This window comes from Actinoplanes sp. NPDC048967 (assembly GCF_040649415.1).
Classification (GTDB): Bacteria; Actinomycetota; Actinomycetes; order Mycobacteriales; family Micromonosporaceae; genus Actinoplanes.
In genome coordinates this window covers 719,881-734,981 of record NZ_JBEZFL010000003.1, presented here as the reverse complement: position 1 = coordinate 734,981, position 15,101 = coordinate 719,881, and the positions used below count along the sequence as shown (strand labels likewise).

Genomic DNA, 15,101 nt, shown 5'->3' with positions numbered 1-15,101 from the left:
CCTGACGTGAAGGCCGCCCCGCAAGACCAGCGCCGACTGCTCGATCTGCAAGCCGTCGACATCGCCCTGGCCCAGCTCGCCCACCGCCGCAAATCCCTGCCGGAGCTGGCGGAGATCGCCACCATCTCCCGCGAGCTGTCCGCGCTGGAGGACGAGCGGGTGCGCGCCCAGGTGGCCGTCGACGACCTCGACCGCGACATCGCCCGCTTCGAGAAGGACATCGAGCAGGTCCGCACCCGCAAGGACCGGGACCAGGCCCGGCTGAACGCCGGCGGCGCGCTGCGCGAGATCGAGGGCCTGCAGCACGAGCTGGCCACGCTGAACCGCCGCCAGTCCGAGCTGGAGGACGCCGAGCTCGAGCTGATGGAGCAGCGGGAGACCGCCGAGCAGGCCCTCAACGACGTGAAGAAGAAGCTGGCCGAGGCGAGCGAGCGCCGGGCCGCGGCCGAGGCCCGCCGGGACGAGGTGACCGCGGAGATCACCAAGGAGCAGGAGTTCAAGACGCAGGCCCGCGGGCCGCTCGCCGCCGACCTGCCGGCCGACCTGGTCACGCTCTACGACAAGATCCGCGCGGACTCGGGCCTGGGCGCCGCGCTGGTGCGCTCCGGGCGCTGCGGCGGTTGCCGCATCGAGCTGTACGGCGCCGACCTGGCCCGGGTGAAGTCCGCGCCCGCCGACGAGGTCGTCCGCTGCGAGGAATGCCGCCGGATCATGGTCCGCACCGCGGAGTCCGGGCTGTGACGTCCACCGGGCTCAGGGTCGTGGTGGAGGCGGACGGGGGGTCGCGGGGCAATCCCGGGCCGGCCGGTTACGGTGCTGTCGTGCTGGAGGACGGCACCGGCGAAGTGCTGCTGGAGCGGTACGCCTCACTGGGCGTGACCACCAACAACGTCGCCGAGTACCAAGGGCTGATCGCCGGCCTGCGTGCCGCCGCCGAGCTGGGCGCCGCCCGGGTCGACGTACGGATGGACTCCAAGCTGGTGGTCGAGCAGATGTCCGGCCGCTGGCAGATCAAGAACCCGGGGCTGCGCCCGCTGGCCGCCGAGGCGGCCAAGCTGGTCGACGGCTTCGCCGCGGTGACCTTCGACTGGATCCCGCGCGAGCGCAACAAGCTGGCCGACGCGCTGGCCAACCGGGCCATGGACGAGGCCGCCGGCAAGCCGGTCGGCTCGGCCACCCCCAGCTCCAGCGCCGGGAGCTCGGCGTTCGCGGAGCCGACCGAGCCCAAGGCACCCCGGAACTGGGCGCCGCCGTCCCTGGACACCGCCACCCGGCTGATCCTGGTCCGGCACGGCGAGACCGCGATGACCGCGCAGGGCCGCTACTCAGGCCGCGGCGACGTCCCGCTCTCCGAGCAGGGCGAGGCCCAGGCGATGGCCGCGGCCGGGCGGGTGGCCGGCATCTCCCGCGACGTCACGGCCGTTGTCTCCTCACCCTTGACCAGGTGTACGCGCACCGCCGAGCTGATCGCCGCCGAACTGGGCAACGTCACGGTCACCGTCATGCCGGAACTGATCGAGTGCGACTTCGGCGACTGGGAGGGCCTGACCTTCGCCGAGGTCCGCGAGCGCTGGCCGGAGGAGCTGGACCGCTGGCTGGACTCGACGGCCGTCGCGCCGCCGGGCGGAGAGTCGTTCAAGACGGTGGCGAAGCGCGTACGCGGGGCCCTGGCGACGCTGCAATCGGCGTACCCGTCGGGGACCGTCGTCGTGGTCTCGCACGTCTCGCCGATCAAGTTGATCCTGCGCGACGCGCTCGCCGCCGGCGACGCCTTCCTGCACCGGCTCTTCCTGGACGCGGCCGGCGTCTCCACCATGGACATGTGGCCCGACGGCGGGATCGCCGTCCGCTCGGTGAACGAGACGGCGCACCTGCGCTGAGGTATTGACCCCGCCGGGTGCGGACGTTTAGCTTCCTCGATTAGGAAAGTTTCTTCACCATTCCTCTTCGACAAGCTCCGTCCGCCCCTGGAGGGCTCATGCGCGGATTCTCCCGTCGTCTGCTGGCCGTCGGCGCCGCCGTACTGGTCGGCGTCACGGCCGCACCCACCACCGCCCAGGCACACCAGAAGAAGTCGTACGTCAAGGTCGGATACTTCACCCAGTGGGGCATCTACGGCCGCGACTTCCAGCTCGCCAAGGTCCAGCAGTCCGGCGCCGCCGCCGGCCTCACCCATCTCAACTACGCCTTCGGCCCGGTCACCGCGGCCGGCGTCTGCGAGTCGGCCGACTCGTGGGCCGACTGGGGCGTGCCGTTCACCGACGCGCTCAGCGTCGACGGCGTCGCCGACGTGGCCGGCCAGCCGATCGCCGGCAACCTCAACCAGCTCGCCGAGCTCAAGAAGAAGAACCCGAAGCTGCGGGTGCTGATCTCGCTGGGCGGCTGGACCGGCTCGGCGACCTTCTCCGACGCCGCCCTGACCGACGCGTCCCGCAAGAAGCTGGTCAGCTCCTGCGTGGACCTGTGGATCAAGGGCAACCTGCCCGGCCTGTCCGCGGGCGTCGCCGCCGGCATCTTCGACGGCGTCGACCTGGACTGGGAGTGGCCCGGCTCGGAGGGCAACGCCGGCAACGTGATCCGGCCGGAGGACAAGCGGAACTTCACCCTGCTGACCGCCGAGTTCCGCAAGCAGCTCGACGCGCTGGGCCGCAAGAACCGCAAGCACTACGAGCTCACGGCGTTCCTGCCGGCCGCCCCGGCCAAGATCGACGCCGGCTTCGAGGCGAAGAAGATCTTCAAGTACCTCGACTTCGGCACGGTGCAGGGCTACGACTTCCACGGCTCCTGGGAGGCCCGGGCCAACCAGCAGTCCGCCCTGCGGGTCCCGCCCGGCGCGCCCGACAACCCGGACTTCTCCGTGGACGGCACCATCGACGCGTGGCGTGACCGCGGCGCACCGGGCCGCAAGCTCGTGCTCGGCATCCCGTACTACGGCCAGGGCTGGACCGGTATCACCGCCGCCGGCAACGGTCTGTTCGCCCCGGCCACCGGCGGCGCGCCCGGCAAGTTCGCGGTCGGCACCGAGGACTACAAGACCCTGAAGAACCTGCCCGCGCAGGGCTTCAAGGTGCACCGGGACTGGCGTTCCGGCCACTCGTGGCTGTTCGACGGCACCACCTTCTGGACGTACGACGACCCGGCGCAGATCCTGCAGAAGACGGCGTACATCCGTACCGAGGGGCTGGGCGGCGCGATGATGTGGTCGCTCGACGGCGACGACGAGAAGGCCTCGCTCACCCGTACCATCTCGGCGGGTCTCTGGACCCCCTGGCGGTAGCACGTCCTCCGGCCGGGGTGGGGTGCCGTTCGGCGCACCGCCCCGGCCGTTCGGCGCAGGGTGATCACGGCCTGGCGCATCGTCGCAGAAACCTCTCGGTAACCTGCGGCGATGGCCGTGACCACGGTCACCACCTCGTCTGAGCTCCGATGAGGAGGCCCTGATATGTCCGCACCGCGCAGCGATCGCAGTCCCTGGAACTGGCTGCTGGTCATACCGATCGTGCTCCCGCTGATCACGCCGTTCTACAACTTCGACTCACCGAGGCTCTGGGGCTTTCCGGCCTTCTACTGGCTGCAGTTCTCGTTCATCTTCGTCGGCGTCATCACCACCTCGATCGTCTACCAGATGACCCGGCGCCCCCCGGTCACCCCGGCCGCGCCCGCCGAGCAGTCCACCAAGCCGGCGGAGGCCTCCGATGAGTGACCACATCACCGAGATCGTCGTCTTCACCTTCCTGTTCCTGCTGGTCAGCGTCATGGGCTTCATCGCGGCCAAGTGGCGCCGGCCGACCGACATGGCGCACCTGGACGAGTGGGGACTCGGCGGGCGCAGCTTCGGCGGATGGATCACCTGGTTCCTGGTCGGCGGTGACCTCTACACCGCGTACACGTTCGTGGCGGTGCCCGCACTGATCTTCGGCGCCGGCGCGGCGGGCTTCTTCGCGGTGCCCTACACCGTGGTCATCTACCCGCTGTTCTTCCTGATCCTGATCCGGCTCTGGTCGGTGTCGCACCGGCACGGCTTCGTGACCCCGGCCGACTTCGTCCGCACCCGCTTCGACTCGCCGCTGCTGGCGCTGCTGATCGCCATCACCGGCATCGTCGCGACCATGCCGTACATCGCGCTGCAGCTGGTCGGCATCGAGGCGGTGCTCAAGACGATGGGCGTGACCGGGGAGAGCGCGCTGGCCCGGCACGCGCCGATCATCGTGGCGTTCGCGATCCTGGCCGCGTACACGTACCAGTCCGGGCTGCGGGCGCCGGCGCTGATCGCCTTCGTCAAGGACACGCTGATCTACATCGTGATCATCGTGGCGGTGCTGTACCTGCCGTACAAGCTGGGCGGCTGGGGCTCGATCTTCGACGACGCCAACGCGAAGTTCCAGGCGTCACCGGCGCCGGGCGACGGCATCACGCTCAACGCCAACAACCAGATCCAGTACATCACCCTGGCCCTGGGCTCGGCGCTGGCGCTGTTCCTCTACCCGCACAGCATCACCGGCGTGCTGGCCAGCAAGAACCGCAACGTGATCAAGCGCAACATGTCGGCGCTGCCGGCGTACAGCTTCCTGCTCGGCCTGATCGCCCTGCTCGGTTACATGGCCATCTCGGCCGGGGTGAAGCCGCTGCCCGGCAACACCGCGGGCAGCGTCGACAGCAACACGGTCGTGCCGCTGCTGTTCGACCAGCAGTTCCCGGCCTGGTTCGCGGGCATCGCCTTCGCCGCGATCGGGATCGGAGCCCTGGTCCCGGCGGCGATCATGTCGATCGCGGCGGCGAACCTGTTCACCCGCAACATCTACAAGGAGTACATCCGCAAGGACGCCACCCACGCGCAGGAGGCGAGCGTCGCCAAGATCGCCTCGCTGGTGGTGAAGGTCGGCGCGGTCGCGTTCATCATCTTCCTGGACCCGCAGTTCTCCATCGACCTGCAGCTCATCGGCGGCATCATCATCCTGCAGACCGCCCCGGCGGTGGCCATCGGCCTCTACACCCGGTGGTTGCACCGCAACGCCCTGATCGTGGGCTGGGCGGCCGGCATGGGCCTGGGCCTGTGGATGCTCTACCAGATCCCGAACGCGGCGACCAAACGCGCCCACTTCGGCGGCTCGGCGTTCCCGCTGGAGAAGTTCGGCTTCGACACCCCGAAGACGATCTACGTCGGCTTCGTGGCGGTCGCGCTGAACCTGCTGGTGGCCGTGATCGTGACGTTGATCCTGCGGGCGATGAAGAACCCGGAGGGTGTCGACGGCACCGAACCGGACGACTACTTCGCCGATGAGGGCGACCCGCGGCTGGAGAAGGCCCGTACCACTCCGGAAACCCTCGGCTCCTCCACCTGACCCCGACCCGCTCGCGATCCGCGGCCCCGGATGTCCTATCCGGGGCCGCGGCCTTTCAGGTACGCGTCCATGTCCCGGGTCAGCCGCTCCAACACGCCCGCCAGCTCCTGGCGCTCGTCGGCGGTCCAGTCCCGCAGCACCTCGTCGTAGACCTCACGGCGGGCCTTGCTGACGGCGTCCACCTGCGCGAGGCCCCGCTCACTGGCGGCCACGACACTGCCGCGGCCGTCCAGCGGATCAGGGGTACGCACGACGAGGCCGTCGCGGTGCAGGGCGCCGACCTGCCGGGTCACCGTGGAACCGTCCAGATTGAGCCGGGTGGCGACGGCGGAGACGTTCTGCGGGCCGGCCTCCTGCAGGAAGCGCAGGATCACGTACGCGGCGCGGTCGAGCGCGCGGTGCGGCCGCGGCGCGGCCCGTCGGGTGGCCTCACCCAGCCGCATGAGCATGGCCACCTGGGTCTCGATGACCCTGAGAGCCGAGTCGTCGTCCGCCATCTGTCCTTCCCCCGTAGTGCTTCTGGTCTTCAGTGAAATGCCCGCCACAACAGGATGAGCCCGACAACGGCCCCAAAGGTGACAATCAGCACTTTCAACACCCGCGCGGGCAACCGGCGTGCGATGTGCGCCCCCACATAGCCGCCGACCACGGTGGCCGGGGCGACGGCGAGCACCGCACCCCAGTGCACCGGCGCGAAGAACGCGAAGACCACTACGGTGACCAGCCCGACACCGGCGGAAAGCACGTTCTTGAGCGCATTGATCCGATTCAACGTCTCGTCCAGCACCAAAGCAAGCGCAGCGACGTACATGACCCCCAGCGCGGCCCCGAAATACCCGCCGTAGATGGCCCCGACGAAGACGACGATCTGCAGGGTGGCCTTCTTCTCGCCGGTCGACCGCCCGACCAACGCCCGCAGCCGGTCCTGGAAGAAGAGGATGGCCGCGGCGCCGAGGACCAGGAAGGGAACGACGACCTCGAAGGCGCGGGCCGGGGTGCCGAGGAGGAGGAAGCAGCCGAGGGTGGCGCCGACCAGGGCGGTGGGGACGATGGCCCGCAGCCGCCGTCCCTGACCGGCGAGATCGGCGCGGCTGCCGACGACGCTGGAGACGTAGCCGGGGAAGACCGCGGTGGAATTGGTGACGTTGGCGTCGACCGAGGGAAGACCGACGGCGATGAGGCTGGGGAAGGTGATCAGCGAACCGCCACCGGCGATCGCGTTCACCACGCCGGCGGCCAGACCGGCGGCGACCAACAGCACGATGTGGGCGAGATCCATGATGCCGAAGAATCTACGGGCCGGCGATGCGGAGTGCTGGTCCGAGGCCCCGGTTGCCGGTGGTGTCGGTAGGATGGTCCCGCGACGGACGAGTCGACCGGGCGGTCGCGTCGGTGTTCCTCCGGGAGCACCGCCGAGGAACGTCCGGACTCCACAGAGCAGGGTGGTTGCTAACAGCAACCCGGGGTGACCCGCGGGAAAGTGCCACAGAGAAGAGACCGCCGGCCTCGTGCCGGTAAGGGTGAAACGGTGGGGTAAGAGCCCACCAGCACCCCGGGCGACCGGGGTGGCTCGGTAAACCCCACCCGGAGCAAGGCCAAGCAAGGCCACCGCCGCGAGGCGGGGGCCGGCGCAGGCATTCGAGGGCTGCTCGCCCGAGTCTGCGGGTAGGCCGCAAGAGCATGTCGGCAACGGCACGCCTAGATGGATGACCGCCGCCGGCGGCCGCGAGGCCGCCGCGCACAAAATCCGGCGTACAGGTCGACTCGTCCGTCGCCTTCTGATCGGGTCCCGCTCATGGCTCGCCAGCTCCAGCGCCGCCGCGGTGGCGACCAGAAGTCCGGTGAGCGCTGAGACGCCGACCTGCTGCCAGGTCGCCTGCACTGAGATGCCGAAGCCGACCGTGAAGCAGACGCGCCCGATCACCTGCCACAGCCCGGGGCCACCGGTGGGGCAGCTGGCGGATCTCGTCAAGACGACGGGTCGCCATCGGCGCGGTGAGGCGGCCGGCGTGGAGGTCCGTCATCAGTGCCTGGAACAGCGAAACCTGATGCAGCGGCGGCACCGTGGGTGCCCGGCCGACAACACCTTGAGTGACCATTACGCGTTGTCGCCGACCGCATGATTCCGGCTCAGCGACAGCCGTGGAGGCTTGTGGGGGAGGCCGGGCGGGTATGTAGCCGTCTGTGACCGCGAACCAGAAGGACAAGCGTGGCGCCGCCGCCGCCATGCATGAGACCGCCGAGGCGCTCGAGCGCAGCGAGGCCATCCTGCACGAGAGTGCCGATGATTCCCCCGATGCGGAGACGCGGCGGCGGTTGCATCGGCTCGGCGATGAGGTCACCCGGCAGGCCATGGACATCGAGCGGCGGGCCCATCTCCTGCCGCCACCGGACAGTCACGATCGTTGACGCCGGCCCAGCGTGGTCTCACGCTGGGTGCGTGGCGGTCTTCCGGGTACGGGCAAGCGGCCGGCGGGTCTCCGCGGTCGACGCCTACGCGTTTCCCCGTGGGGTGCGGCAGCGGTTCGCGCTTCAGCACGGGGAGCTGTCCGGTGCTGCCCTGCGGTCGGTCGAGGCGGCCGCCCGGCAGTGGTTCCGGATCGCTGCCCGGCATCCGAAGGCGCGGCTGGCCATGCCGTCCGTGATCGTCGACGAGTTCTGCCGGGAGTTCCAGCTGCACGCCCGGGAGTACGCCGATTTCCGGGCCACGGCGCTCGGGGGCTCTGCCGTGGCCGCCGGGAACGGGCCCCGTGAGCTGGCAGCCACCTTCCGGTTCGCGCGGGAGGACGAGTCCGGCGAGGCCGGGATGCTGCCGGCGCTGTTCAGGGTCGACCGGGAAGTGGCCGCCGCCGGTGGACGGTTCTATCTGGCCGACTGCGGCGGCCGGGGCCTCTGTTATGAACTCGAGGGCAGCGTCTGCCTGCAGCATCTCGGCGGTATCGGCAGGGCCCGCTCCGGCAGGTGGGATGTCCGGCGCGGTGGGGGCGGCCCGGTGGACGGCTACAACCGGGGCAGCGGCTGTGGTCTCGGCGACTGAGGCCGGCGGCATGAATGAACTGTGCCAATTTCGGTGAACGGTCGGGCCACCGCTGCGGACGGGCCGGTGACAAACGCCGGGGAACGGTTTGCCGGTCGGGCTGCGGATCGACGGCCGGGTTCGCCGGTGAGGCCGGGTTTGAATGGTGGAAGGGCCGGTCGGCCGTCGAAAGAGCTGACGATCAAAATCGGGCGGTAAATGTTCCGTTATACCGGTGTCGCCATCGTAACGATTCAATGCCCTTCACCTGCGCTTATTCGCCGGACCGGTCCGATGTGGGGGGTTGCCGGGGCCGCGCTCCGTGGCTGCGCCGTCGACGTCCTTCGATTACTCAAGGGGCCAGGTCAGACCGGTTCCGCTGCTCCCGGGAGAGGAAGTATCCGCAGGTGGTCACCAGTGTCCAGGACGGACCTGCGGGTGAGTAGGCTGCCTGTTCGGACCGTCGCACCGGGTGCCCGACATGTGAGTTTCTCCTCGGCCCGTTCCGGTTGACGTGCAACTTGCACACTCATAGTGTCTGCAGTGTGACGGCGGGTGCTCACTGGGTAAGATCCCGGTACGGTCGCGCCACGGCACGTTCGTCGACCATCCGGCCGTAGGGAGTTCTTGGTGAGTATCGCGATCGGCATCAACGGTTTCGGTCGGATCGGCCGCAGTGTGATGCGTATTGTCGGTGCCTCAGCGGACACCGGAATCACCGTCGCCGCCATTAACGACATCGCTCCGGTCGACCGTTTGGCATATGGCCTCAAACGCGACAGTGTGCGCGGGCGATTCCCCGGAACGGTGGCCGCCGCCCCCGGCCAGCTCATCGTCAACAATCGTCCGATCTGGGCGTTCCAGGAGTCGCAGCCGGGCCGCATCCCGTGGGCCGAGGCCGGCGTCGACGTGGTCATCGAGGCCAGCGGCCGGTTCCGCAGCGGCGCCGGAGCGCGGGACCACATCACCGGCGGTGGCGCCCGCAAGGTCGTCATCAGCGCCTCGGCCGACGACCCCGACGCCGTGCTGGTCTACGGGGCCAACCACGAGCTGTACGACGCCGCCCGCCACGACGTCGTCTCGCCCGCCTCCTGCGGCGTCAACGCGTTGTCGGTGATGGCCAAGGTCCTGCTGGAACGCTTCGGCCTACGCTCGGTGCACACCTCGGTCGTGCTGGCGATCCAGGGCTGGCAGAAGGCGCAGGACTCACTCACCGGCTCCTCGCGCGACGACCCGCGGCTGGGCCGGGCCGTGCACGACAGCATCATCCCGCACAACCACGTCGCCGGTGATCTGCTCAGCGTGGCGCTGCCGCAGCTCGGCAAGGTGCGCTACAGCTACTACTGCGTGCCCACCCCGATCGGCTCGCTGGCCGAGCTGACCGGTTTCACCGACCGCCCGGTCAGCCGCGACGAGGTCAACCGGGCGATGGCCGAGGCGGCGGCGGGCTTCCTCGGCGGCGTGCTCGACTACGAGCCCGATCCGACGGTCTCGGTGGACGTCCGGGACAACCCGGCGTCCTGCCTGTTCGACCCGTCCGGCACTCAGACCAGCGCCGACGGCGGCGTGCAGGTGCGTGGCTGGTTCGACAACGAGTGGGGCTTCTCGCACCGGCTGCTGGATCTGGCGCGCCTGATGGGGGAACGTGAGGCCGTACCGGTGGGGGCCCCGTACCGGTCCGGCGTCGTGTAGAACTGATCGGTGATCGCCACCAGTGAGGTCGAGAATGCGGCCCGCCGCATCGCCGGGCGGATCAGGCGCACCCCGGTGTTCCGGGACGGGCCGGCGCTGCTGAAGCTGGAGTTCCTGCAGCACGCGGGGTCCTTCAAGACCCGGGGCATGTTCAACCGGATCCTCGCCGCGGCCGAGCACGGGTTGCCGGCGGCGGGCGTCATCGCGGCCTCCGGCGGCAACGCCGGCCTGGCGGCGGCGTACGCGGCCCGCGAGCTGGGCGTGGCCGCCGAGATCTACGTGCCGGTCACCGCTCCGCCGGTCAAGGTGGCGAAGCTGGCCAAGCTCGGCGCCCGGGTGGTCCAGGTCGGCCACGAGTACGCGGAGGCGTACGAGGCCGCAGTCGTGCAGGCCGAGGTGACCGGGGCACTGTTCTGTCACGCCTACGACGATCCGGACATGGTGGCCGGCAACGGCACTCTGGGCCTGGAGCTCGCCGAGCAGCTGCCGGACGGCTTCGACACCGTGCTGGTGGCGGTCGGCGGGGGCGGCCTGATCGCCGGGGTCGCCGCCGCCCTGCACGACCGGGCCCGCGTGGTCGCCGTCGAGCCGGTCACCTCCGCAGCCCTGCACGCGGCCCTCGAAGCCGGTGGCCCGGTGGACATCCCGGTCTCCGGGGTGGCCTCCGACTCCCTGGGTGCGCGGCGGGCCGGGACGATCGCCTACCGGACGGCCACGGCGGCGCGGCTGCCGTCGGTGCTGGTCGACGACCAGGCGATCGTGGAGGCCCGGCGGCAGTTGTGGGAGGACTACCGGATCGTCGTCGAGCACGGCACCGCCGCCGCGCAGGCCGCATTGACCTCGGGCGCCTACGTGCCGGAGCCGGGGGAGCGGGTCGTCGTGCTGCTCTGCGGCGCGAACACGAATCCGGCCGACCTTGCTTGAGCAGGTCCGCCTCATCGAGCGGGTGCGGGAGGTGTGCCGCGCCGACAGCCGGGTCGAGGCCGCCCTGATGTACGGCTCGTTCGCCGACGGCACGGCCGACGAGCACAGCGACATCGAGTTCTGGATGTTCTTCACCGCCGGGCCCGCCGACCCGCGGGCCTGGATCGAGCTCGTCAGCCCGGTCACCCACCTGGTCCGCAACGAGTTCGGCGCGCACGTGGCGTTCTTCCCGGGGCTGATCCGCGGCGAGTTCCACTTCGCCGGCACCGCGGACATCGCCTCCGTCCGCGACTGGCCGGCCGGCGCCATCGTGCCGGTCGTCGACCGGCACGGTCGGCTGGAGCAGTCACGCCCGCAAGGCGTCACGGACCGCACGGCGGACGTCTGCGGTCGCTTCGCCAACTGGCTGCTGCTCGCCCATCACGTCGGGCAGCGCGGTGAGGTGCTGCGGCAGCGGGACGCCCTCGCGCACGCCCAGCGCCATCTGCTGTGGATGGCCCGGCTGGCCGAGGGCCGCACCGAGCACTGGCTCACCCCGTCTCGGCAGGCCGAGGCCGAGCTCAGCGCGGCCACGATCGCGGCGCTCTCGCGTACCCATGACGATGTGAGCGCGGCCTGGCAGGCCGGCCGCGCTCTCTGGATCAAGCTTGAGCCGGACCCTCCGGAGCTGCTTTTCGCCGAGCTGGACCGGGCGTTGGGGAGCTGACCGCGGTCACGCCCAGCAGGACCAGCAGCACTCCGCTGAACCACAGCATCGCGGTGGTCGCCGGCAGGAAGTGGGTCGCGATGCCCAGGCCCAGTGCCGGGCCGATCAGGCCCAGGTAGGCGATGAGGAAGAGCCCGGCCAGGGCCTCGCCGCGGACCGCGGGCTCGGCCATCGCCGCGACGGCGCCGACCGCGGACTTGAAGAGCAGGCCCGCGCCGCCGCCGGCGATCGCGCCGCCGAGCAGGAACAGCGTCAGCGAGGACAGGTGCATCCCGGCGCCCAGCACGACCAGCCCGGCGGCCTCGGCGGCCAGGCCGGTGGTGAACCGGTGGGCCGGGCTGAGCAGCGTCGAGCCGGCCTGGGTGGCGGCCGCGGCCCCGAAGACCAGGAACACCACGACGCCGGCGAGCAACCGGCCGGGGTGGTGCAGCGAGCCGGCGACGAAGCTGGGCGCCAGCGAGGTGAACAGGCCGAAGACCGCGAAGCCGGCGAACGCGCCGGCGGCGGCGACCGCGTAACCCAGCCGGTCGGCGGCGGCGACCCGGATCCGCTGCGGCCGGTAGCGGGGTGCGACGGCGGGCACGACCACCGTCTCGGGCGTGGCCGCGACGGCGACCGCGCTGAGCGCGAGCAGGACCAGAAAGACCAGGTACGGGGTACGCAGGGGAGCGTCGACGAACTGCGCCAGCGCCCCGGCGACCAGGGTGCCGGTGCCCAGCCCGCCCAGGTTGGCGGCCGCGGAGATCAGCTCGAAGCGTCCCCGCCCGGCGTGCGGCCGGTGCGCGACGTGCAGTTCCAGCAGGTACGCGGTGGCGGTGGCGGTGATCAGGCCGACGCCGAGGCCGGTGACGAACCGGGCGATCAGCAGTCCGGGCAGGGCCGGCCAGAGAAGGAACAGCACCGCGGCGACGGCCTCCAGGGCCAGGGCCGGGAGCAGGACGCGCTTGCGGCCGACCCAGTCGGAGACGTGGCCGCCGAGCAGCAGGCTGGTGACGACGCCGACCGCGTACACGGCGAAGACGACCGTCACGGTGAACGGGGAGAAGCCGTCCTGCCGCTGGTAGAGCGGGTAGAGCGGGGTGGGCACGGTGGAGAACGCCATCGAGATCGCGAAGACGGCGGCGATCAGCCAGAAGCCGGTGCCGTGCCGGGCCGAGCCCTGGCGGGTCAGCGGCAACTGGGATGGGGCAGTAACGGTCATGTCCTCACAGTGCGCCGCGAGCAGCATCACGTCCAACGAAGGTTTCTGCTTGTACCTATCACCGAATGCGATAGTTGAGGCATGGAGCTTCGTCACCTCACCTACTTCGTCGCTGTCGCCGAGGAGGGCAGCTTCACCCGGGCCGCCACCCGCCTGCACGTCGTGCAGTCCGGCGTCTCCGCGGCGATCAAGGCGCTGGAACACGAGCTGGACGCGCCGCTGCTGGATCGCACGTCCAAGCGGGTAGCGCTGACCGACGCCGGTGCCGCGCTGCTGCCGAGGGCCCGGGCCGCACTCGACGCCGCCCGGGCGGCCCGGGACGCGGTGGACGAGGTCCGCGGCGGGCTGCGCGGCACCGTACGGATCGGCACGCTGACCGCGATCGGGCTCGTCGACCTGCCGGCGCTGCTGGGCCGCTTCCACCGGACCCACCCGGCCGTGACCCTGCAACTGACCGTGTCCACCCGCGGCTCCGGCGGCCTGGTCGACGCGCTCACCGACGGCCGCCTGGACCTGGCTCTGGTCTCGGTGCCCGGGCGGGCGCCGGCCGGGGTCCACTTGCGGCAGTTGCTGTGGCACCCGATGGAGCTGGTGCTCCCGGCCGGTCACCGGCTCACCGAACGGCCGGTGGTGCGGGTCGAGGACCTGGCCGGTGAGCCGTTCGTGGACTTCCCGGTGGGCTACGGCAACCGCACAGTGGTGGACCGGGCGTTCGCGGCGGCCGGGGTGGAGCGCCACGTGTCGCTGGAGGTGGTCGACCTCACCACTGGCGCGGGCTTCGTGCGGCACGGGCTGGGCATCGCGATCCTGCCGCGCTTCGCCGTACCGGATGAAGCGGATCTTGTGGTTGTGCCGGTCGCGGACGCCGACCTGGACTGGCCGCTCGGGGTCGCCACCTCGGCGGTCCGCGCGCCGGGCGCGGCCGCCCGGGCTCTGCTCGGCATGATCGACGATCACCTGCGCCCGCCCGGCGCTCTCCGCGATGCTGGGTGAATGTCCTCCGACCAGCAGATCCAGTCGGTCCGCCAGTTCCGCCGGTTCGCCCTGGTGGTCTGCCTCGTCGGCGTGGCGGTGCAGCTGGGCCTGACCGCCTACTACCTGGGCATGGGCCACCAGGCGACCCCGCACGACGTACCGGTGGGCCTGATCGCGCCCGCCGCCAAGCGCGCGCCGATCGTCGAGCTGCTGGAGCGCGACGGCGTCTTCGCGGTCAGCGACTACGCCAACGTCACGGACCTGCGGGCCGGGATCAAGAGCCGCGAGGTGTACGGCGGGGTCGACGCGAGCGCCGCGCAACCGCACCTGTATCTCGCCTCCGCCGCCGGTCCCGCCGCCGCGAGCCTGCTGCGCGCCACCTACACCTCGGTCGTCGGTCAGCAGAACGCCGAGCAGCTCGCGGCTCTGGCCGGGCGGGGCGACACGGTCCCGGTCGAGCAGGCGCGGGCGCTCGCCGCGGCTCCGGCGGTCACCGACGTGGCGGCGCTGCCCGCCGACGACGTCAACGGCGCCTCGCTCGGCTTCCTCACCCAGGCGCTCGCGCTGGGCGGCACCATCGCCTCGGTCGGGCTGGGCCGGCTGATCCCGCGCACCCGGCGCTCCTGGAAGCGCGGCCTCGGCCACCTCGGCACCCTGATCGTGTACGCGCTCGGCTCGGCGGCCGTGGTGCTGTGGTCGATGACCTGGTTCGGTGTCGGCGCGGAGGCCGACCATCCGGAGATGTTCGGTATCTTCGCGCTGATGTCGCTGGCGATCACCGGTTCGACGGCCGGCGCGGTGGCCCTGTTCGGTCCGGGCGGCGCGCTGCTCGGTGGCCTCTACTTCACCGTGGGCACGGTCATCTCCGGCGCGAGCATCCTGCCCGAGTTCCTGCCGGCGTTCGGTCGCCTGCTCGGCGAGAACCTGCCGACCGGGGCCGGCGTGCAGGCGGTCCGCGACAATCTCTATTTCCCGGCCGCCCCGATCGGCCCGCACCTGCTGGTGCTGTCCCTCTACGCCGGGCTCGGGTGCCTGATCGTGCTGGTCACGAACCTGCTGCCGAACCGCGGGGACCGCACCAGCGAGGTCGAGCTGGAGCTGCGGGACCGCATCGAGGGCGCCGAGTTGCGGCAGCCGGTGCCGATTCCCCCCGGTATTTCTTGATCCGTTGTGACGTTCGGCTCGTGGTTCCCTTAACAAGTGCGGCGTAAGGTCAATCCCGTGCTTGAAGCGTCAAGTGCTGAG

At 70.9% G+C, this 15,101-nt stretch carries 15 protein-coding genes and 1 other RNA gene; 13 read left to right on the top strand and 3 right to left on the bottom strand.

The features are described from left to right. Positions 1 to 6: 6 nt before the first annotated feature. The 5 genes from AB0C12_RS15990 to mctP all read left to right on the top strand — a co-directional run bounded on the left by AB0C12_RS15990 (position 7) and on the right by mctP (position 5,342). Positions 7 to 741, top strand: a complete 735-nt coding sequence (locus AB0C12_RS15990) for a C4-type zinc ribbon domain-containing protein (RefSeq protein WP_360548397.1) — start codon at positions 7 to 9, stop codon at positions 739 to 741. Next, a complete protein-coding gene (locus AB0C12_RS15985; RefSeq protein WP_360548395.1) occupies positions 738 to 1,880 on the top strand; it encodes a bifunctional RNase H/acid phosphatase in 1,143 nt (380 codons plus the stop codon). Before AB0C12_RS15990 ends, AB0C12_RS15985 begins: the two co-directional genes overlap by 4 nt. A 98-nt stretch (positions 1,881 to 1,978) precedes the next feature. Further along, positions 1,979 to 3,277: a glycoside hydrolase family 18 protein gene (locus tag AB0C12_RS15980; protein WP_360548393.1), complete on the top strand. Its 1,299-nt coding sequence runs from the start codon at positions 1,979 to 1,981 to the stop codon at positions 3,275 to 3,277. Between the two features lie 165 nt (positions 3,278 to 3,442). Continuing rightward, positions 3,443 to 3,703: a DUF3311 domain-containing protein gene (locus AB0C12_RS15975; RefSeq protein ID WP_360548391.1), complete on the top strand. Its 261-nt coding sequence runs from the start codon at positions 3,443 to 3,445 to the stop codon at positions 3,701 to 3,703. Then, entirely contained in the window at positions 3,696 to 5,342 is a 1,647-nt protein-coding gene (mctP, locus tag AB0C12_RS15970; protein ID WP_360548389.1) for a monocarboxylate uptake permease MctP, read from the top strand. The genes AB0C12_RS15975 and mctP overlap by 8 nt, the downstream gene beginning before the upstream one ends. Positions 5,343 to 5,377: 35 nt before the next feature. On the opposite strand, the gene AB0C12_RS15965 is transcribed toward mctP, so the two are convergent. Beyond that, positions 5,378 to 5,839: a MarR family transcriptional regulator gene (locus AB0C12_RS15965; RefSeq protein ID WP_360548387.1), complete on the bottom strand. Its 462-nt coding sequence runs from the start codon at positions 5,837 to 5,839 to the stop codon at positions 5,378 to 5,380. Between the two features lie 29 nt (positions 5,840 to 5,868). Continuing rightward, a complete protein-coding gene (locus AB0C12_RS15960) occupies positions 5,869 to 6,621 on the bottom strand; it encodes a sulfite exporter TauE/SafE family protein (RefSeq protein WP_360548385.1) in 753 nt (250 codons plus the stop codon). 89 nt (positions 6,622 to 6,710) lie between these two features. Between AB0C12_RS15960 and rnpB the strand changes: the two genes are divergently transcribed. From rnpB to AB0C12_RS15930, 6 genes are all read left to right on the top strand, one after another. Next, an RNA gene (gene rnpB / locus AB0C12_RS15955) (RNase P RNA component class A) lies at positions 6,711 to 7,113 on the top strand. 413 nt (positions 7,114 to 7,526) lie between these two features. After that, positions 7,527 to 7,751 carry a hypothetical protein gene (locus tag AB0C12_RS15950; protein WP_360548383.1) on the top strand — a complete coding sequence of 75 codons (225 nt, stop codon included), beginning with the start codon at positions 7,527 to 7,529 and terminating at the stop codon, positions 7,749 to 7,751. Positions 7,752 to 7,782: 31 nt separating this feature from the next. Further along, positions 7,783 to 8,379, top strand: coding sequence for a hypothetical protein (locus AB0C12_RS15945; protein WP_360548381.1), 597 nt, complete (start codon positions 7,783 to 7,785; stop codon positions 8,377 to 8,379). Positions 8,380 to 8,988: 609 nt separating this feature from the next. After that, complete coding sequence (locus tag AB0C12_RS15940) at positions 8,989 to 10,050, top strand: glyceraldehyde 3-phosphate dehydrogenase NAD-binding domain-containing protein (protein WP_360548379.1); 1,062 nt, start codon at positions 8,989 to 8,991, stop codon at positions 10,048 to 10,050. A gap of 9 nt (positions 10,051 to 10,059) precedes the next feature. Next, positions 10,060 to 10,974: a threonine/serine dehydratase gene (locus AB0C12_RS15935; RefSeq protein ID WP_360548377.1), complete on the top strand. Its 915-nt coding sequence runs from the start codon at positions 10,060 to 10,062 to the stop codon at positions 10,972 to 10,974. Next, positions 10,967 to 11,680, top strand: coding sequence for a nucleotidyltransferase domain-containing protein (locus AB0C12_RS15930; RefSeq protein ID WP_360548375.1), 714 nt, complete (start codon positions 10,967 to 10,969; stop codon positions 11,678 to 11,680). The genes AB0C12_RS15935 and AB0C12_RS15930 overlap by 8 nt, the downstream gene beginning before the upstream one ends. On the opposite strand, the gene AB0C12_RS15925 is transcribed toward AB0C12_RS15930, so the two are convergent. Then, positions 11,616 to 12,881 (bottom strand): MFS transporter, encoded by a 1,266-nt coding sequence (locus AB0C12_RS15925; protein WP_360548373.1) that lies wholly within the window; start codon positions 12,879 to 12,881, stop codon positions 11,616 to 11,618. The genes AB0C12_RS15930 and AB0C12_RS15925 overlap by 65 nt on opposite strands. 81 nt (positions 12,882 to 12,962) lie before the next feature. Between AB0C12_RS15925 and AB0C12_RS15920 the strand changes: the two genes are divergently transcribed. Further along, positions 12,963 to 13,874 (top strand): LysR family transcriptional regulator, encoded by a 912-nt coding sequence (locus AB0C12_RS15920; protein WP_360548371.1) that lies wholly within the window; start codon positions 12,963 to 12,965, stop codon positions 13,872 to 13,874. Then, on the top strand, positions 13,875 to 15,020 hold the full coding sequence (locus tag AB0C12_RS15915) for an ABC transporter permease (protein ID WP_360548369.1): 1,146 nt from the start codon (positions 13,875 to 13,877) through the stop codon (positions 15,018 to 15,020). Positions 15,021 to 15,101 lie beyond the last annotated feature (81 nt).